This window comes from Nonlabens agnitus (assembly GCF_002994045.1).
GTDB classification, from domain to species: domain Bacteria; phylum Bacteroidota; class Bacteroidia; order Flavobacteriales; family Flavobacteriaceae; genus Nonlabens; species Nonlabens agnitus.
Window position 1 is genome coordinate 2,567,038 of record NZ_MQUC01000003.1, and the last position, 18,981, is coordinate 2,586,018.

16 protein-coding genes and 1 tRNA gene are annotated in these 18,981 nt (G+C 41.6%); 8 read left to right on the forward strand and 9 right to left on the reverse strand.

Annotated features, from left to right (window positions below; all coding sequences use genetic code 11):
• Positions 1–70: 70 nt before the first annotated feature.
• The 3 genes from rpmF to pdxA are packed head-to-tail and all read right to left on the reverse strand — an operon-like array spanning position 71 to position 1,925.
• Positions 71–268 carry a 50S ribosomal protein L32 gene (gene rpmF / locus BST86_RS11860; protein WP_015361852.1) on the reverse strand — a complete coding sequence of 66 codons (198 nt, stop codon included), beginning with the start codon at positions 266–268 and terminating at the stop codon, positions 71–73.
• A 5-nt stretch (positions 269–273) separates the two neighbouring features.
• The gene (locus BST86_RS11865) at positions 274–813 is read right to left on the reverse strand and encodes a YceD family protein (protein ID WP_105983430.1); all 540 of its coding nucleotides are present in this window, start codon (positions 811–813) and stop codon (positions 274–276) included.
• A gap of 56 nt (positions 814–869) precedes the next feature.
• The gene (gene pdxA, locus BST86_RS11870) at positions 870–1,925 is read right to left on the reverse strand and encodes a 4-hydroxythreonine-4-phosphate dehydrogenase PdxA (protein WP_105983431.1); all 1,056 of its coding nucleotides are present in this window, start codon (positions 1,923–1,925) and stop codon (positions 870–872) included.
• Positions 1,926–1,984: 59 nt separating this feature from the next.
• Here pdxA and BST86_RS11875 point away from each other — a divergent pair, with 59 nt between their 5' ends.
• Positions 1,985–2,569: a riboflavin synthase gene (locus BST86_RS11875; protein WP_105983432.1), complete on the forward strand. Its 585-nt coding sequence runs from the start codon at positions 1,985–1,987 to the stop codon at positions 2,567–2,569.
• Between the two features lie 434 nt (positions 2,570–3,003).
• Here BST86_RS11875 and BST86_RS11885 read toward each other — a convergent pair whose 3' ends face one another.
• From BST86_RS11885 to BST86_RS11895, 3 genes are all read right to left on the reverse strand, one after another.
• Positions 3,004–4,656: a S8 family peptidase gene (locus BST86_RS11885; RefSeq protein WP_105983434.1), complete on the reverse strand. Its 1,653-nt coding sequence runs from the start codon at positions 4,654–4,656 to the stop codon at positions 3,004–3,006.
• A 15-nt stretch (positions 4,657–4,671) separates the two neighbouring features.
• A complete protein-coding gene (locus BST86_RS11890) occupies positions 4,672–5,532 on the reverse strand; it encodes an MBL fold metallo-hydrolase (RefSeq protein ID WP_105983435.1) in 861 nt (286 codons plus the stop codon).
• Positions 5,533–5,603: 71 nt separating this feature from the next.
• A complete protein-coding gene (locus BST86_RS11895) occupies positions 5,604–6,050 on the reverse strand; it encodes a hypothetical protein (protein ID WP_105983436.1) in 447 nt (148 codons plus the stop codon).
• 206 nt (positions 6,051–6,256) lie between these two features.
• Here BST86_RS11895 and BST86_RS11900 point away from each other — a divergent pair, with 206 nt between their 5' ends.
• Positions 6,257–8,119: a cation:proton antiporter gene (locus BST86_RS11900; protein ID WP_105983437.1), complete on the forward strand. Its 1,863-nt coding sequence runs from the start codon at positions 6,257–6,259 to the stop codon at positions 8,117–8,119.
• An 81-nt stretch (positions 8,120–8,200) separates the two neighbouring features.
• On the opposite strand, the gene lepA is transcribed toward BST86_RS11900, so the two are convergent.
• Positions 8,201–10,000, reverse strand: a complete 1,800-nt coding sequence (gene lepA / locus BST86_RS11905; RefSeq protein WP_055411440.1) for a translation elongation factor 4 — start codon at positions 9,998–10,000, stop codon at positions 8,201–8,203.
• 100 nt (positions 10,001–10,100) lie between these two features.
• Between lepA and BST86_RS11910 the strand changes: the two genes are divergently transcribed.
• Together BST86_RS11910 and dusB are read left to right on the forward strand one after the other, a co-directional pair.
• Positions 10,101–12,515: an outer membrane beta-barrel protein gene (locus BST86_RS11910; protein ID WP_105983438.1), complete on the forward strand. Its 2,415-nt coding sequence runs from the start codon at positions 10,101–10,103 to the stop codon at positions 12,513–12,515.
• A gap of 81 nt (positions 12,516–12,596) precedes the next feature.
• Positions 12,597–13,589 carry a tRNA dihydrouridine synthase DusB gene (gene dusB, locus BST86_RS11915; RefSeq protein WP_105983439.1) on the forward strand — a complete coding sequence of 331 codons (993 nt, stop codon included), beginning with the start codon at positions 12,597–12,599 and terminating at the stop codon, positions 13,587–13,589.
• Between the two features lie 223 nt (positions 13,590–13,812).
• On the opposite strand, the gene BST86_RS11920 is transcribed toward dusB, so the two are convergent.
• Together BST86_RS11920 and rbfA are read right to left on the reverse strand one after the other, a co-directional pair.
• Entirely contained in the window at positions 13,813–15,030 is a 1,218-nt protein-coding gene (locus BST86_RS11920) for an ABC transporter permease (protein ID WP_105983440.1), read from the reverse strand.
• On the reverse strand, positions 15,031–15,426 hold the full coding sequence (rbfA, locus tag BST86_RS11925) for a 30S ribosome-binding factor RbfA (RefSeq protein WP_055411446.1): 396 nt from the start codon (positions 15,424–15,426) through the stop codon (positions 15,031–15,033).
• A 284-nt stretch (positions 15,427–15,710) separates the two neighbouring features.
• Here rbfA and mce point away from each other — a divergent pair, with 284 nt between their 5' ends.
• The 4 genes from mce to rnpA all read left to right on the forward strand — a co-directional run bounded on the left by mce (position 15,711) and on the right by rnpA (position 18,974).
• Complete coding sequence (gene mce / locus BST86_RS11930; RefSeq protein ID WP_105984031.1) at positions 15,711–16,118, forward strand: methylmalonyl-CoA epimerase; 408 nt, start codon at positions 15,711–15,713, stop codon at positions 16,116–16,118.
• Between the two features lie 70 nt (positions 16,119–16,188).
• Positions 16,189–16,262 (forward strand) — tRNA-Ile (locus tag BST86_RS11935).
• Positions 16,263–16,616: 354 nt separating this feature from the next.
• Complete coding sequence (locus tag BST86_RS11940) at positions 16,617–18,500, forward strand: M1 family metallopeptidase (RefSeq protein ID WP_105983441.1); 1,884 nt, start codon at positions 16,617–16,619, stop codon at positions 18,498–18,500.
• A 90-nt stretch (positions 18,501–18,590) separates the two neighbouring features.
• Positions 18,591–18,974 (forward strand): ribonuclease P protein component, encoded by a 384-nt coding sequence (gene rnpA / locus BST86_RS11945; protein ID WP_105983442.1) that lies wholly within the window; start codon positions 18,591–18,593, stop codon positions 18,972–18,974.
• The last annotated feature ends 7 nt before the right edge of the window (positions 18,975–18,981 follow it).

Here is an 18,981-nt window from a genome sequence, read left to right on the forward strand (position 1 = left end):
GAAAAACGTGTCATTTTTTATCAAATTCGATATAAAACCGCTAGAAAGCAGTGTTCTCTAAGGTTTTATGTTATGCTTCAGCAACCTCAGTTTTGTCTATAAGGACATTACCTCTATAGTACAATTTACCTTCATGCCAGTGAGCACGGTGGTATAAGTGAGCCTCACCAGTTGTGCTATCAGTTGCGATTTGCGGAACAGATGCTTTGTAGTGCGTTCTTCTTTTGTCTCTTCTCGTTTTCGAGATTTTTCTCTTAGGATGCGCCATGGCTATTAATTATTATCCGTTTTTAATTTTTTTAATGCGTCCCATCTGGGATCAATGTCAATTCCTTCTTCTGACTCGTCAGGACTTGACAATTTCAATTCTTCTAATTTATCCAGAACGTCTGATTCTAAAGAACCATCTTCCAATCCTGGATGTGTTTTTTTAAGTGGTATGAATAAAACAACCATTTCATAAAGGTATTGAGCCACATTCAACTCATATTCCCCATGAGGTAAGATCAAAATATCCTCATTATCATCATTGAAGCGCTCTCCAAATTTTACCACAATATCCATTGTGGCGTCGACAGGCATATCAAAAGGTTCATTAGTAACATCGCAGTTGACATTAATGCTACCTGAACCTACTAAATGAAGGTCCATGAGGGTTGATCTTTTATCCAATTCTACATTAGCAATTACTGCAGCAGAATTAAACTCATCGTATCCAAAACTTTCAAAAAACTCATTATCAAGCTCAAAGGAAAACTCATGTTTACCTTGCTTAAGTCCAGCAAAGGCGATTTTGAATTCTTTGAGTTCCATAATATTCTCTTTTCAAAGAGCGGGCAAAGATAATAAAAGTTATTAAAAAAGCCTTGTTAATATTCTCTGCGTTTTCGAGAGCTAGATTTTAATGGATTTGAGGTCAGTTTGTCATAGCTCATTCTGTTGCGGTATATCGCAACCGCAGCATGTATCGCAGCGATCATAGAACTAGGGTTCGCTTCATTTTTTCCAGCAATATCAAACCCAGTACCATGATCAGGGCTGGTTCTAACATGGCTCAAACCAGCCGTGTAATTAACTCCAGATCCAAAGCTCAAGGTCTTAAAAGGCACCAAGCCTTGGTCGTGGTAACTTGCTAAAATAGCGTCAAAGTTTTTATAGTTGCCGCTGCCAAAAAAGGCATCTGCAGCATACGGGCCAAAAATAATATTACCATCTTCCCTCAATTCTTCCAGCGCAGGAATCAGTTTTTCTTGATCGTCCCTTCCAATGACACCATTATCTCCCACATGTGGGTTGATTCCCAAAACTGCAATTTTTGGTTTTGTGATGCCGAAATCTCTTTTCAGAGACTTTTTAATCGTTCCGATTTTGGATTTTATAAGCTTACCCGTTATTTGGTTAGCTACTTCACTAATAGGTACATGGTCTGTGATTAATCCTACACGAAGGCTCTCAGATATCATAAACATCAAACTCTCGCCTTCCAACTCTTGATTTAAGTAGTCTGTATGTCCGGGAAATTTAAAGTCATCTGACTGAATAGCTTCTTTATGTATAGGCGCAGTCACCAAAACATTGATTTGATTTTCCTTTAAGGCTTCAACCGCAGCTCGCAGACTTTTAATGGCAACCTCGCCAGCCTTTGGGCTAACGGTTCCCCATTCCACAATAAAATCATCTTCCAGCAATCTTACCACATTGATTTTACCTAGAACAACATCATCCAAAGATTTAATGCCGTGAATCTTGTTAGACAAATCAAATTCTTTAAGGTAAAAAGAGAAGAGTCTGGTACTTGCGAAAATGACCGGTGTGTACAGCTCAAGCATCAATGGATCCTCAAATGCTTTTAATATAATCTCACCACCTATCCCATTGGGGTCACCTATACTAATACCTACCTTAATGTTCTTTTGCTTTGCCATGAAGTGAGCGCTTTTCGCTGTATTTTTGAAAGTCTAAAAATAACGGTTTTCAACTACTTATGTTCACAGGAATCATAGAGTCTACTTCAAAAATTATACAGATTGATCAAGATCAGTCCAACGTGCATTTCACACTTGAAAATGACCTCGCGTCAGAATTGAAAGTTGACCAAAGCGTCAGTCATGATGGGGTTTGCTTGACTGTTGTGGAATTATCGGGTAAACGATATAAGGTAACAGCGATCAATGAAACCCTGAAAAAGACCAATTTAGGCACTTGGAAAGTTGGTGATCTGGTAAATATGGAAAGAGCCATGCTTATGAATGCCCGGCTTGATGGTCATATCGTGCAGGGTCATGTGGACCAGATAGCCACCTGCACTGAAAAAAGTGAAGAAAATGGTTCGTGGATTTTCTCATTCGAATATGATCCTGGCTTACATAATGTCACTATTGAGAAAGGCAGTATTTGTATCAACGGTGTTAGCTTAACCGTTGTTAACTCAAGAGAGTCTTCGTTTTCCGTAGCCATTATTCCTTATACTTATGAGAATACGGGCTTTAAACGTCTAGAGGTAGGAAATAAAGTGAATTTGGAGTTCGACGTTATTGGAAAGTATGTCAAGAGACTGATGTCTCTTTAATTTCTTTTGAAATCTTTTACCCTGCTGGAGTAAAGATGCCAAATCCCAATACATATAGCGACTAATACTAATACCAAAATAGACTCATCAATAGGAACAGGGTCTCCTACTGGTGGCGCCAGATTTTTGGGAACTGGTGGCGAATCTGCCGAACCCTGCAACAGGATTGCTGTAACCAAAATGTAAAACTGTATTAGCATTTAATAATTAACTAAGGTCAAAAATAGGGAGTTCTTGTAGTTAAGTACGTAAAAACAGGATTTTTGGTTCGTATATCGTCTTTTGTATGTTATACGTCGTATATGTTAACTAATGTTATCAACATTTTTTAAACAAACACAACTTATCGGCAATTTAACTAATGCTGTTAAAACCAATAACAAAAAAAACCTCGAAATATTACATTCCGAGGTTTTTCTTACACTTTATCCAATTTATTTCATCTTTGAAGCTAATACTAAAGCGTTATAAAGATTTGCCATTTTTCCAGAAACAGTAATTTCATCAAAGCCTTTTTTGCTCTCATCACCTAAGACTACATCAATACTGGTTGTCAAACCGCTGTCCAAAATGACTTGCTTAGTCTGTGCCGCTGTTAATTTTGGGAACTGAGATCTTATCACCGCTGCCACTCCTGCTACTGCTGGTGAGGCCATACTAGTACCATCAGCATTTCTGTACTCATTTAATGGTGCCGTAGAATATATAGCGACTCCTGGAGCGAAGATGTCAACAGAAGATCTTCCATAATTGGAGAAATTAGCTACCATCTTTGGACCGTAAGTAGGTGCAAGTGCGCCAACGGTCAAGAAGTTATCAGAAATGTTGGCTCCTGTTCCTTCTTGGTCTTGTGGATACACTTGGGTGAAATCAGTATCTATAGACTCGTTTCCAGCTGCATTTACAATAAGCACATCCTTGCTTGCGGCATATTTTATCGCATCCCATACCCATTCTGGATTAGGAGAATGATACTTTCCAAAGCTTGTATTAATGACTTTAGCGCCATTGTCTGCTGCATAGCGTATTGCTTTTGCAACATCCTTGTCGTACTCATCTGCTTGAGACACGGCTCTCAATACCATAATCTGCGCATTGTTGGCGACGCCATTAACGCCTAAACCATTATTACGCTCTGCCGCAACAATACCTGCAACGTGAGTCCCATGAAAAGCATCGGCTTTTTTAGGATCTGGTCCAGAATATTCATTGTTACCATAAACACCCGTATCCCAAACGTAAGGATCATCACCTAATATATCTCTACGATAATTGGTTTTAAGCTTATCGCCGTTCATAAGACTTGTAGCGCTGTTGATCAATTTGGTCAACTCTTCTTTAGCTTGGTCTGCAGATTCTAGTCCTTGCGCCATATAGGCTTTCAAGGTAGCAGCTGCCTGCTGCACTTGAGGATCATCAGATTTGGCAGCCTTTTCAATATCCTCGTTGGTGTAGTCATCCTTGCCAGAGAATTTCTCAAGCGTTGCATCAACCTGATTGATTTGCTGTAGGATTTGCTCATAAACCATTTTGGTCTGGCTAGCCTCGGCAACTTTCTCATCGTATTCAGCTTGAGCTTTTGCAACGATGTCTGCAGGTAATTTTGCCTTGTCTCTTACGATTCTCTCGTACTCAAGGTTTTCATCCACGATGTCTCCCAAAAAATTCCAGCCGTGAATGTCATCCACATAACCATTCTTGTCATCGTCAATGCCGTTTCCAGGGATTTCATCCTCATTAGTCCAGATAACACCATCCAGATCTTCATGCTCAATGTCTACACCAGAGTCAATAATGGCTACAATAACAGGCTCACCTTTACGCACGACTGTTTTACCGTTTACGGTAGTAGTCAATAGTTCATTATAAGCTCTATCGACAGACATTCCAGGAACAGTGTCCATGGCAAGATCCAGATCCTTCCAGTTTTTTGCCTCAGCTTCAGAAAGCTCTCCAACTTTTAGTGGTCGTTGATCTATATTTTCAATAGGTGGTGAAGCAATGTTCAAGCTGCTACCTCCACAACCAGCAAGTGTACTAGCTGCTACTACAGCAAGAAAAGTGTATTTAAAAAAGTTTTTATTCATTAGTATAGGATTAAATTAATTGTCAAATAATTCTTTGAAGGTAAAGACTTTATCCAGTCGCACACCTTTATCAGTATGTTTTACAGTGATGATTTCATGAAAAGGATCGTGTTCCAGGATCAAATAGTAGTTATGTGTAGCTGCCCTGTCCAGAAATTTTGCCTTTTCATCAAGAGTTAACAATGGTCTAGTATCATAGCCCATTACGTATGGTAAAGGAATATGACCTGCAGTAGGTAAAAGGTCTGCCATATAAACGAAGGTTTTACCGTCAACTTCCAGGTGTGGGATCATCATCTTTTCAGTGTGACCATCCACAAACAAAATGCCAAAATCCATCTCTTCACGCTCTTGAAATTCTGAGGTTTGATCTATAAAATGGAGCTGGCCACTTTCTTTAATGGGTAGAATATTTTCTTTAAGGAAACTTGCTTTTTCTCTTTCGTTAGGTTCTGTAGCCCATTTCCAGTGGTTGTGGTTGGTGTGGAATTTCGCTTTCGCGAAAGCGGGCTCATAAATCTTCTTTTCCTTATTATAAACTATTGCACCACCAGAATGATCAAAATGCAGATGGGTAAGGAACACGTCTGTAATATCATCCCTGGAAAAACCTAATTTGTTGAGGGAGCTATCCAGATCATATTTATGATCCATGTAATAGTAGCCGAAGAACTTTTCAGACTGTTTATTTCCCATTCCTGTATCCAGCAGCGTGAGTCTGTCGCCATTCTCAATCAACAAGCAGCGCGCCGCCATATCGATCATGTTGTTGGAGTCTGCCGGGTTAGTGCGAGACCATAATGACTTAGGCACCACGCCAAACATAGCACCGCCATCCAATTTAAAATTTCCAGCTTCTACAGGATAGATATTCATATACCTGCAAAATACAAAATAGGTTAGGTAGACGTTAAACTGGCCCTTAATATTATGACTTGTTTAATACTCTAGCGGTTATACAGACTGCTTATTGCAAATGTATTTGCGCTTGTCAAAACTTGACCGTCATTACAGCCGTCTTTGCTAGGCCATGTTTCCTTAGACTTGTCCCTTCTAAAGAAAGTGACATTATTAAGCTTGAGCTTATCAAGGCTGGCCGTGCCAAATGAAAAAGTGTAGATATAATCCTCTCCATTGACAAATTTTGAAGTAACATCTTGAAAAACCGACTTTTCCTTACCATTGAAAGTATAGCAGATCATTACTGCATAAACTCCAGAGGTCTTGGTGGTTTCTGAAACGTTACCATCAAAAGTATTGGGTGTTATTCTAAGCCAGTGATCGTTAGTCGTTTTCTCAAACAAAGAATATTTTACTGCTGTAATGTTTTGTGCTGTGGTAATAGTGACCGTAAACAGCACTATGATTACGAATAGGAAAGTTGCTTTTTGCATCTGGTTGGATTTTGAGCTTAAAGCTATTGTCCATGAGATTAAAAACCTATACCCTATTCAGGGTATATTTGAATTGATACATAATTGCAGTTATGTTTTTACAGGTCAAATTATACCCAATGTTATATGCTTATCGCGCTTACACTCGAACTTACTACTTTTCAACCTCATCAAAAGGTTGTAATTTCAGCCCTTATAAATAGCCCATGTTAGAACTTTCTGGAATCATCATATTGGGAATACTGGCGCAATGGACCGCCTGGAGGTTCAAAATTCCTGCCATTTTACCATTGATCATCATAGGACTTTTAGTGGGTCCACTTGCGACACTTTTTACCGCAGAACATACCAAGCTTATCCAACCTGTTTTTGACCTAGAGTCTGAGTTGGGGCTTTTCCCTGGAGATAGCCTGTATTACTTTGTTTCTCTGGCGATTAGCATCATCCTTTTTGAAGGTGGATTGACTCTTAAACGCGCCGAGATCTTAAACACCGGACCTGTGATAGGTAAATTGATTTCTGTTGCGGTGATCATCACATTTTTAGGTGCTGGTGTGGCGACTCATTTCATTTTTGGATTGTCCTGGGAGATTTCCTTGCTGTTTAGTGCACTTATCATTGTGACTGGTCCAACGGTAATCACGCCTATCTTGCGTAACATACCGCTCAAAAAGGACATAAGTTCCATTCTTAAATGGGAAGGAATATTGATAGACCCAATTGGGGCGCTTTTTGCCGTTTTGGTTTTTGAATTTATTAGTGCAAATGCTGGAGGCGAGTTTACCGTGGTCGCGCTTCAAGAGTTTGGTAAAATTGTATTGTTTGGATTCTCCTTTGGCTTCTCATTTGCTCATGGTCTTGCTTTTATCATAAAAGCAAAGCAAGTACCTCACTACCTTTTAAATGTTTTTACACTGGCAACGGTTCTGGGTGTTTTTGTTTTGAGCGACTCTTTTGCTCATGAGTCTGGACTTCTTGCGGTTGTAGTTATGGGAATGGTGTTAGGTAACATCAATTTACCTAATATTAAAGAGTTGCTTTACTTCAAAGAGTCGCTTAGTGTCCTTCTTATCTCTATTCTATTTATTCTGCTTGCGGCCAATATTGACATGGCAAACCTAGAATTACTTTATAATTGGAGAACTGCACTGTTATTTGGTGTGGTCGTATTGGTCATCAGGCCGTTGGGAGTTTTTGCGAGTAGCATCAATAGTGGGCTCAACCTGAATGAGAAGCTGTTCATTTCTTGGGTAGGGCCGCGTGGTATCGTTGCCGCTGGTATCGCTTCACTATTTGGGTCCAAGCTGGTGAGCCAAGGTATTCCTGGAGCAGAGTACATCACGCCATTAGTGTTCATGATCGTTCTAGGAACCGTTCTTTTAAATGCAACTACAGCCAGATTATTTGCCAAAATCGTAGGCGTATTCCTCAAGCAATCTGAAGGTATCATGATCGTGGGCGCCTCTAAATTCTCAAGGCTTATCGCCCAATATCTTAAAGAACATGGTAGAAGTGTCGTTCTAATAGATACCAACAACAATAACATACGCGCCGCAAAAGAAAGAGGCCTTGATGCCCAGGTTGCGGATATCTACAGCGATGCCTTGACGGACGATATTGAATTCAACAATATAGGATACCTGCTGGCGCTTACCGGTAACTCGCAAATCAATGATTATGCGATAGAGAGATTTGGTAAACTATATGGAGAAAATGGCGCCTTCAGATTGGTGCACTCCAGTGAAATAAGCAATCCCAATGAGAATCCAGATGCTGGATTATTTTCTGCTACAGACGATTATGTTAACCTGATGGAAGTTGCCCGTCATTACGGCGATATCCATGAGATCGAACTTCATAGCACAGAGCATTTTCGTGGGTTGATTGAGATCACTAAAACCGATACCGACATCGTTCCTCTATTTATCAGGACCGGCAAAAAGATCGATTTGATTCCTTCTAATTCTTTGGAAATTGAGATTGAAGAAGGTAGCCTACTCGTTTACATGGGTAAACAAATTGTAGAACAAGCCAGTGGAGAGGTGACCATGGAAAATGTGGAAGAATAAATCATTCCTCCTGAAATGACTGTAGTAAAGGCTTGAGGGTTTTAGCTAGTTCGCTTTCGCGAAAGCGAACTCCTCACAAACTTAATCGTTCAATTTAAGAACCGCCATAAACGCCTGTTGTGGGATTTCCACATTTCCTACCTGGCGCATGCGCTTTTTACCTTTCTTTTGCTTTTCAAGAAGTTTACGTTTACGCGAGATATCACCACCATAACATTTTGCGGTTACGTCTTTACGCAGGGCTTTGATGGTTTCACGAGCGATGATCTTTGCTCCAATGGCCGCCTGTACTGGAATATCAAATTGCTGGCGCGGTATGAGTTCCTTGAGTTTTTCCACCATTTTCTTACCTATGGTATAGGCATTGTCAAAGTGGATTAAGGCGCTTAAGGCATCGACCGTTTGGGCATTCAATAAAATATCTACTCTTACCAGTTTTGAAGCGCGCATACCTATAGGTGCGTAATCAAAAGATGCGTAACCTTTCGAAACGGTTTTCAAACGATCGTAGAAGTCAAAGACGATCTCAGCAAGTGGCATGTCAAATGTCAACTCTACACGCTCTGTAGTTAGATAGGTCTGATTGGTCACGATTCCTCGTTTCTCGATACACAAGGACATCACGTTACCAACAAAGTCAGATTTTGTAATGATCGTGGCTTTGATGTATGGTTCTTCTACCCTATTGAGTGTGGACGGTTCTGGAAGGTCTGACGGGTTGTTGACGATAAGTGGCACGTCAGGCTCCTTGTTAGTGTACGCAAAATAGGAAACGTTAGGTACCGTGGTGATCACGGTCATATCAAACTCACGCTCCAGTCGTTCCTGAATGATTTCAAGGTGCAGCATTCCCAGGAATCCACATCTAAAACCAAATCCCAGCGCCGCACTACTTTCTGCTTGAAATACTAATGAAGCATCATTTAGCTGCAACTTTTCCATACTGGACCGCAGGTCTTCATAGTCCTCAGTATCCACTGGATAGATTCCTGCAAAAACCATAGGCTTTACATCTTCAAATCCGCCGATGGGGTTTGTAGTTGGGTGTTCATGGTCTGTGATCGTGTCACCTACTTTAACTTCCTTGGCTTCTTTGATACCGGTAATCAGGTATCCTACATCACCCGCTTTAATTTCTTGCTTGGGAACTTGATTTAGTTTCAAGGTTCCTATCTCGTCTGCATAATAGCTCTCGCCCGTTGCCACAAACTTGATGTGTTGACCTTTTTTGATCGAGCCGTTGATAACTCTAAAGATGGTCTCAACACCTCTAAACTGGTTGTACTGTGAATCAAAAACTAGAGCCTGTAAAGGCTCATCCACATTACCTTTAGGTGCGGGAACGCGTTCAATAATCGCATCTAATATATCTTGGATTCCTTGGCCGGTTTTGGCACTTGCGGGAATCACCTCGCTAGGGTCGCAACCCAATAGGTCCACGATATCATCTGTAACTTCCTCTACGTTAGCAGATGGAAGATCCACTTTGTTTAAGACTGGAATGATTTCTAGATCATTCTCCAGCGCTAGGTAAAGGTTGGAAATCGTTTGTGCCTGTATGCTTTGTGCCGCGTCCACGATTAAAAGGGCGCCTTCACAAGCCGCAATGGAACGGGAAACCTCATAGGAGAAATCCACGTGTCCAGGCGTGTCAATCAAGTTTAGGATATACTTCTCGCCGTCAGGTGCGATATAGTCCATCTGGATCGCATGGGATTTGATAGTGATACCACGCTCACGTTCCAGATCCATATTATCAAGCAACTGCGCCTTTGACTCTCGTGCGGTAACTGTTTGGGTGGCATCCAGCAGGCGATCTGCCAACGTGCTTTTACCGTGGTCAATATGGGCGATAATACAAAAGTTGCGTATGTTTTTCATAGAAATTTTATCGGTACAAATATAATCTAAAAGGTTAAGCGCTATAATCTTCCTTTAAACAGGTGGGTTTTATTATTTTTACGAATTACAACTTTCCTGTATGAAAATTATTACGCTTATGGTGCTGCTCGTGAGCCTTCAAATCACAGCTCAACATTCCATACAAGGAAACCTAATAGATGAACAGAACCAGCCGGTAGCCTATGCCAATGCACTGTTGTTCAAAATGCCTGACAGCACTTATTACAAAGGCACTACTACAGATGATAATGGTCGGTTTAAGATGGAAAACATTGCAACGGGCGACTATACTTTTGCAGCGAGTTATATAGGATATGTAACGCTTTCGCGAAAGCTGACCATCAACAACACCACGAACTTAAACGATCTCCTTCTTTCCACTGCAACAGAATCGCTAGACGGCGTCACCGTCACCGCAAGGCGTCCCACGATTGAAAAACGTCCCGACCGATTGATTTTCAACGTAGTAAACACCTCGCTAAGCACCAGTAATGCCGCAAATATTTTGAAGAACACACCTGGTGTTTTTGAAATGAACGGTTCCTACATGGTACAAAACGCTACGGCAGTAATCTACATAAATGACAGACGCGTGTACATTACACAAGACGAGCTCAACGATTTTTTAAGAAGTCAGAGCGGTGATAATATCAAGAGCGTCGAGGTCATCACAAACCCGTCAGCCAATTATGATGCAGAAGGTGTTGCCGTGATCAACATCAACACCAGTAAAGGCGTGTCTCTAGGTTACAAAGGTTCCATAAACGGTAGTTATTCTATTGATGAACTTGCCAAGTATCAGATTGGAACTTCACAATTCTACAAGAACAACTGGGTAAATATCTATGCCAACTACAGTTACAATCCACGTAAAGACTTAAAACTGGACGAGGCTCAAGTAGGCTTTTTCAATCCTGACGGCTCTCGCAGCTCGCGATGGTTTACAGATTTTGAAAAGGTGACAGAAAGTGATGCGCACAACCTCAACACGGCCATCGATTTTACACTTGACGACAGCAACGACATCAGCATTTCCGCAAATTACAGTGCCAACAATAATCAAGACGTAAGAACAGATGTGGAAACCTTCATTTTGCCCAGCGGCTCCATGAGTTTTGATGGTTTTGACACCAACAGCGACCTGGCTATTGACCGTACCACAGGTTTTGTAAACGCAGCCTGGAACAACTCTTTTAATCAAGGTGCTGGTCGTTTCTCTCTTGAAGGAAACTACATTTTTACAGATCGTGACAAAACACAAGATTTATTGAGTAATTTTTTCGATCAAAACGGTGCCACTACTTCTACCAACAGTTTCTTTACAGATGCTGCCCAGACTATTGATATCGCTGTCGCGAAAGCAGACTACGAAAACACCATCGGGAATTACCTGCTTAAGGCTGGTGCCAAATTCTCTGATGTAAGCTCTACCAGCCAACTAGACTTTTTTGATACAGATACGGGCTCACGCCAGTTCAACGCCGCTCTTTCAGATCGTTTTATATATGACGAAAATATCTATGCCGCCTATTTCCAGGTAGATCGCGATTGGGATAGATGGGCCATGGCGCTAGGCCTACGCGCAGAACAAACAGATGTAGAAGGCGACAGTCGCTCTTTGGGTCAGGTCAATACGCAGGAATATTTTGAGCTATTCCCTAACCTTTCTGTGACGAACCAAGTAAGCGACAACCACTCCTTAACCTTGAGTTATAGACGCTCTATCGAGCGACCGCGATATGAGAGTTTGAATCCGTTCACGTATTTTATAAATGATAATAATGTGAACACAGGAAATCCTAACCTGCGACCTTCTTTCACAAACCGTTTGGACCTTAACTGGACGATTAAAAATCAATATTCCTTTGATTTATATTATGTCAATACTAAGGGTGCTTTAGCCATATTACCTTTTCAGGATAACCAAACTAACGTCCTGAATTCACAAAATGTCAATATGGAATACGAACGTCAGTATAGTTTTGACTTTTCTACTTATAAATATCTTACTCAATCCATTTTTGTACAGCTTCAAACAAGCCTCTATCATCAAGAAAATGAATTTAGAGCGTTGAAGTCTGAAAAGGAACTACAAAAACTGAATATTACTGGTTTTTATTTTAGCGCATTTAGTAGAATCACTCTTTCAAAGGATCGAACCTTAAGTCTAGATGTGAACACCAGTTATCTGTCAAACTATCTCGCTGGATCGTACGAACTTAAAGATAGGTTAGAAACAAAGATTGGCTTTTACAAAAGCCTATGGAATAATCGCGCTTTCGTAACATTAGATTATAGTGACATCTTCTTAAGTCAAAATCAGCCGCTCAGGTCCAGATATCAAAATCAGGATAATGAATTCCTCGCCATACCAGAAACAAATCTGATTACAATAGGGTTCACTTATAAATTTGGGAACTTTAGACTGAGTAATCGTGATGTATCAACTCCAGATGACCAAGAGCGGACCAATGCTAAAGGTGTCGGATTTTAGAAAATTACGCTTTCGCGAAAGCGAACTTCCACAAATTTCTACGCATCATAAATTGTCAAACAACTGCCCTATCTTTGCAGCATGGTTAAGATAGGCGACATTCAATTACCAGATTTCCCATTACTTCTCGCACCTATGGAAGATGTGAGTGATCCACCATTCCGTACGTTGTGTAAGGAAAATGGTGCAGATGTCGTTTTTACAGAGTTCATTTCTAGCGAAGGCCTCATAAGAGACGCCGCAAAAAGCACCATGAAACTGGACATTTATGAAACGGAGCGACCTGTTGGTATCCAGATTTTTGGCGCCAATATGGAATCCATGCTACAGTCTGTAGAGATCGTGGAGCGCACCAAGCCAGACATGATTGACATCAACTTTGGTTGTCCCGTGAAAAAGGTAGTTTCTAAAGGTGCCGGCGCAGGAATTCTAAAAGACATTGACCTGATGGTGCAACTTTCTGCCGCCATGGTCAAGCACACCAATTTGCCTATTACCGTAAAAACACGATTGGGTTGGGATCACGACTCCATCAAGATCGTTGAAGTAGCAGAGCGTTTGCAAGATGTAGGTATCAAGGCCATTAGTATTCACGGTCGCACGCGAGCCCAGATGTACAAAGGCGATGCCGACTGGAAACCTATTGCAGAAGTTAAGAACAATCCACGGATGCATATTCCGGTTTTTGGGAATGGCGATGTCAACACACCAGAGCGTGCTGTAGAAATGCGTGATGAATATGGACTTGACGGCGCTATGATAGGTCGGGCCAGTATAGGTTATCCATGGTTTTTTAGAGAAGTCAAGCACTTTTTCAAGACCGGCGAGCACTTGGATCCACCTACCATGCAAGAACGTGTGGAGGTAGCGAGACGCCACCTGGAAATGGCTATTGCCTGGAAAGGAGAAAAACTAGGCGTTTTTGAAACCCGTCGTCACTATACTAATTATTTCAAAGGGATTCCCAACTTCAAAGAACACCGCATGAAAATGGTCACTAGCGATGATAGTGCATCAGTTTTTGCCGCTTTTGAAGAAGTGTTGCAGGAATTTGGTGATTATAGCTTTGCTTAAAGCTTAATTATTACTGCTTTACCCAACTCTTCCTTTTAATTATCACCAACTCGAATATTCCTGTCACCCTGAACTCGTTTCTGGATCTGTTAGAAGTAAGCGCAAAATAATGGTGATTTAAAATTCGATCGCAAATAAGTTGCCTTTAGTGAGAATATTGGTATCATCTAAGCATCGCAAAAAAGGATGCTAACATGCAAAAACATGACAGAAGAAAATCGGTTTACAACTTCGCTTGAGAAAGCAACCGGTCGTTGATCCTGCGGCTACCTACATAACTGGCTATAATTCCCAGTACGGCAATCGTCAATAAAGAAACCAAGACATTCAAAAGCTCCATCGCAAAAGGATAAGGTATACCTGGAGCAATGTAGATCCAGTTATAATGGATCTGGCCATATACAAACCCTATACCTATCAACAAACCGATGATGCCGCCAGAGAGCGTCATTAGGGTTCCCTGTAAAAAGAATATAAGGCGTAGTTGACCTACCTCAGCGCCTAGATCTGCCAGGGTTTTGAGGTTTTTCTTCTTGTCTAAAATCATCATGATGATAGAACCTACCACATTAAAAAGAGCAATGATTAACACCAGTGTAAAAATCAAATACACCGCCAGATTCTCACTGTTCAACATCTTGTAGAGCGCACCGTTAAGCTGCAGCTTGTTTTTGATTTCAAGATCCACATCAAAAAGAGCAGTGATCTCTTCACGCACCTCATCTTCCATGTCAGGATCGGTAAGCTTGATTTCAAGCGCCGTGACCGTGGAGTCACTATAACTAAGCAACGTTCGAGCAGCACTCAGCCGCATGAAAATATACTTGTTGTCTAGATCTTCATTAACGCTAAATTGTCCCGTGGCAATCGCATCCAGCGTGCTAAAAGAACGGCTTAAATTCATCGCATTGATCGCATTGGTACCTGGTCGCGGCACCATGATTTGCATAAAGGTTGAATAATCGTTGACAGATATAGAAAGGTCGTCTGCAATTCCTGCACCCATGACCACTTGGGGATCATTGTCAGTAAGCCAGCTACCGTAAATTAGAATGGAATCTGGCGACACGATCTGGTCATAATTGTCTGGCACGCCTTTTATATAGGCAATGTCATTTTTTTCAGAATAGCTTAAAAAGGCCTTTTCTTCAATGACTTCAGAGAGCACTTGGATACCAGTGATGTTTTCGAGAGCACGCTTTCGCGAAAGCGGAACATTCAACGTTTTTCCCTGCACCGCCGTGACCTGAAGGTCTGGATCAAAATAACCGCTAAAACTGGTGCTAAACTCCTTCAACCCGCTAAAACCAGAAAGCACAATAAACAATGCCGTGGTCCCAACGATTGTGATAATAAAGCTGAGGATATTGATGATGTTGATGGCATTCTTGCCATTCTTGGAAATCAGGTAACGTCGCGCTATGTAAAACGAAAAGTTCACTTATGACTTCTTGCGTCGTGGCAGGATATCAGGATTTTCAATAGGGTTGTTCTCGCCCTTCAACTCCTTATCGATCTGGTCCATATATTCCAGGCTATCGTCATTGTAGAATTGCAGCTCTGGCATACGACGAAACTGGTGGCGCACCTTTGCCGCAACCTCATACCGTATATCGCTCGTCATCTCCTTGATCTCATTCACCACAGCATCTGCCTTTTCTGGCGGGAAAACTGAAATAAAAGCCTTGGCGTAACCCAGGTCTGGCGTGACCGTTACCTTAGTAACAGACACCAGCAGATTTTTAACGGCATTCTCCCGCATTTTCTCCTGCAACACATTCGAGATATCCTCTTGCAGGATACCGGCGATTTTCTTCTGACGTTGAGTTTCTTCCATGCTACAAAGGTAACTAGATTCTATAATTATAATGATTAGGGCGTTACGGCAAAATTTCCCTGGCGCTCAAGGTTGCCGTCGGGCTATGCGCTACAATCTTTTCAAGCCCAGCTTGACTATGAAGAAGGCCGGAAAAGGATTTACGCTACTGTCCCTAACGCAGGTTTGATGTTTTAATTACCATTTAAAGTTCATAGGTTGAACATTGAGTATTGTGGACTCCATCAAGGACAAATCAAGAGCTGCCAATTTCTGAAATCATTATTTTTGATGAAAACAATACCATGCTGGGAAAAATTGAACACCTAGGAATTGCCGTCAAGGATTTAGAAGCTTCCAATAATCTATACGAAAAGCTGCTGGGAACCGCATCCTATAAAATGGAAGAAGTCAAAACCGAAAATGTGATCACCAGTTTTTTCAAAGCTGGTGAGAACAAGATAGAGCTACTAGCCGCCACAGATCCTGAAAGCGCGATTGCAAAGTTCATAGAAAAGCGAGGTGAAGGCATTCATCACGTCGCCTTTGCGGTAGAGGATATTAAAAAAGAGTTGACGCGACTGGAAAATGAAGGCTTTACCATACTAAACAAAGAGCCCAAAAAAGGAGCTGACAATAAACTCGTTGCCTTTTTGCATCCTAAAGGGACTAATGGAGTACTGGTAGAACTATGTCAGGAAATCAATGAATAGTTTGGTGAAACGAGCGGATAGTGTAAATTTGCAGACTTTTAAATCAGTATATCGCGCTGCGATATTTTGAGGGCCTATAACTCAGCTGGTTAGAGTATCTGACTCATAATCAGAAAGTCCCTGGTTCGAGCCCAGGTGGGCCCACAACAAAGACCTTAGCAATCGCTAGGGTCTTTTTTTTGCTCATACTTTTCGCATTAAACGATGCTCTTAGCTTATGAGCCTACTTAAACAAATCTTGGTTTTCAGATATCATTTTGATTTTCAAGCCGTCAAACCGCAGTAACGATAGAATAGCAATAAAATGTTTGAAACATAGTTACGCGTTAAGGATTGAAGCGTACATCCTTTTTGAGCCTCTGCAGTGTTGCATTTGGGCTCAAAAAGATGGCAGCGTAAAGCCTGACCGTAGGGAACGCCCACTAAATAGTGCGTATCTTTTGTGCCTTAAAACAGTGCTTTCAAATTTGTATCTTTATCTCTTACTAAAAATTATACATGAAAAGGATTTTTTTAATGCTCACCGTTGGTGTTTTTCTAGCCAGCTGTAGCTCTACCCAAAACACCAAACCTACAAATACAACAGACTCTTCTGTACCTGGTTACTGGCAACAACATGTTGACTACACCATGGATGTGGATATGAATGTTGACAATTATCAATATACCGGTAAGCAAAAATTGGTGTATACCAACAACTCACCTGAAACTTTGGACCGTGTGTATTACCACTTGTTCTTCAACGCGTTCCAGCCAGGCAGCCAGATGGACGTGCGTTCCCGCACCATTGCAGATCCAGATCGTCGTGTAGGTTCTAGAATTGCAGGTTTACAACCTAACGAGCAAGGACAATTACACGTGAAAAACATGATGCAGGATGGCGTACCGCTAAACCCAATGGAAGAAGGTACCATTCTTATTGTACCGCTCGCCAAAGCTTTGAAGCCCGGACAATCCACCACATTTGAACTGGATTTTAACGGTCAGGTACCCGTACAAATACGCCGCAGCGGTCGTAATAATGCAGAAGGTGTGTCACTTTCCATGACACAATGGTTCCCGAAGATAGCGGAGTTTGATCGTGATGGATGGAATGCAACGCCGTATGTAGGTCGTGAATTTCATGGCGTTTGGGGAGATTTTGATGTAAAACTCACTATCGATAAGGATTACACAGTTGGTGGTACAGGCTACCTCCAAAACCCTAAAGAAATAGGACATGGTTATGATCGCCCTAATTCTGGCCCTGCAGAAGGTAAGGATGGTAAATTGACCTGGCACTTCAAGGCGCCTATGGTACATGATTTCGCCTGGGGCGCAGATCCTGATTACATACATGATATCTACAAAGGAGCAAATGGAGTCGACCTTCACTTCTTTTACAAAGACAACGAGGCGATCAAGGCCAACTGGAAAAAACTACAGCCAGATACCAACAAGATGTTGGAGTTCTATAATGAAAATGTAGGGTTGTATCCTTACAAACAATATTCTGTGATTCAAGGTGGTGATGGTGGTATGGAATATGCCATGGCAACGTTAATTACAGGCGAGCGCAGCTACGGCAGCCTTGCCGGCGTTACCGCACATGAGTTCGCACACTCTTGGTTCAACCATATCCTAGCTACTAACGAGGCAAAACATGAATGGATGGATGAAGGCTTTACCACCTATATCTCCAGTCTCGCGATGGATGAGATCTATAATGAGAACAAGGAAAATCCTAATGCAGGATCCTACAGTGGTTACATCAGACTCGCAAATTCTGGAATTGAGCAGCCACAAACCACTCATGCAGACCGTTATGCTCGCAACGCCGCATATGGAACAACAGCGTATTCCAAAGGTGCGGTTTTCATGTCACAACTAGGTTATATTGTGGGCGAGGACGTCCGTGACCAGATCATCAAAGAGTATTTCAACACCTGGAAATTTAAGCACCCTAATCCTAATGATTTCAAACGCGTTGCAGAGCGTGTAAGCGGCTTTGAATTGGATTGGTATCTCATTGACTTTACTCAGACAACCAATACCATTGACTATGCGATTGATGATTTGCAAGATATAAATGGAGTGGCTACTGTATCGCTTTCGCGAAAGGGTCTTATGCCCATGCCGCTGGACATTCAAGTGACCATGAATGATGGCACCAGCAAAATGTACTATGTACCACTGGAATTCATGTACAATCAGAAAAAAGTGCCTGCAGACTGGACTGTGGCAGCAGATTGGGCTTGGGCTTACCCAACTTATGAACTTCAATTAAGTGGATTGAGCAAAAAAGACATTAGTAATGTAACTATCGACCCTAAGAATATGATGGCAGATGTTGACAGAGAAAACAACAAGTACCAAGTGTTCACACTGATGCAGAATAATTAAACGCATTTAATTTATTATGGAATAGGCGTCTCGACTGGGGCGCCTTTTTTTTATTGCTGGTTTCAAAAATGCCTCCAGTATCTTTGCGGCATGCGCTACACACTAGGCAAAGACAAAAAACTAAAAAGCAAAAAAGCCATTACAGAGCTTTTTGCTCAAGGTACAACCATCAGGAAAGGTGCGCTGTTGCTTAAATATGCCGTAAAAGAAGAACCTGGTGTACATAGATCGGGTTTCAGTGTGCCTAAGCGATTCTTCAAGCATGCCGTGGACCGCAATAGAGTAAAACGACTGCTGCGGGAAGCGTACCGTTTGGAGCAGCACAATTTACCTCAGTTAGAAGACAGGCACTTCCATTTTATGTGGATCTATCAATCCCACAAACTTTCAGATCAGGACCATGTCAAGCAGCTTTTGCAGGGAATTATCAAGCAATTGCATAAATCCCATACCTCCACAACTACGGAATCATAATTGCACT

Excerpts from the sequence above, each read along its gene's own strand:
- rpmF (WP_015361852.1), bottom strand. The coding sequence starts at position 268 with ATGGCGCATCCTAAGAGAAAAATCTCGAAAACGAGAAGAGACAAAAGA.
- BST86_RS11865 (WP_105983430.1), bottom strand. The coding sequence starts at position 813 with ATGGAACTCAAAGAATTCAAAATCGCCTTTGCTGGACTTAAGCAAGGT.
- pdxA (WP_105983431.1), bottom strand. The coding sequence starts at position 1,925 with ATGGCAAAGCAAAAGAACATTAAGGTAGGTATTAGTATAGGTGACCCC.
- BST86_RS11875 (WP_105983432.1), top strand. The coding sequence starts at position 1,985 with ATGTTCACAGGAATCATAGAGTCTACTTCAAAAATTATACAGATTGAT.
- BST86_RS11885 (WP_105983434.1), bottom strand. The coding sequence starts at position 4,656 with ATGAATAAAAACTTTTTTAAATACACTTTTCTTGCTGTAGTAGCAGCT.
- BST86_RS11890 (WP_105983435.1), bottom strand. The coding sequence starts at position 5,532 with ATGAATATCTATCCTGTAGAAGCTGGAAATTTTAAATTGGATGGCGGT.
- BST86_RS11895 (WP_105983436.1), bottom strand. The coding sequence starts at position 6,050 with ATGCAAAAAGCAACTTTCCTATTCGTAATCATAGTGCTGTTTACGGTC.
- BST86_RS11900 (WP_105983437.1), top strand. The coding sequence starts at position 6,257 with ATGTTAGAACTTTCTGGAATCATCATATTGGGAATACTGGCGCAATGG.
- lepA (WP_055411440.1), bottom strand. The coding sequence starts at position 10,000 with ATGAAAAACATACGCAACTTTTGTATTATCGCCCATATTGACCACGGT.
- BST86_RS11910 (WP_105983438.1), top strand. The coding sequence starts at position 10,101 with ATGAAAATTATTACGCTTATGGTGCTGCTCGTGAGCCTTCAAATCACA.
- dusB (WP_105983439.1), top strand. The coding sequence starts at position 12,597 with ATGGTTAAGATAGGCGACATTCAATTACCAGATTTCCCATTACTTCTC.
- rbfA (WP_055411446.1), bottom strand. The coding sequence starts at position 15,426 with ATGGAAGAAACTCAACGTCAGAAGAAAATCGCCGGTATCCTGCAAGAG.
- mce (WP_105984031.1), top strand. The coding sequence starts at position 15,711 with ATGCTGGGAAAAATTGAACACCTAGGAATTGCCGTCAAGGATTTAGAA.
- BST86_RS11940 (WP_105983441.1), top strand. The coding sequence starts at position 16,617 with ATGAAAAGGATTTTTTTAATGCTCACCGTTGGTGTTTTTCTAGCCAGC.
- rnpA (WP_105983442.1), top strand. The coding sequence starts at position 18,591 with ATGCGCTACACACTAGGCAAAGACAAAAAACTAAAAAGCAAAAAAGCC.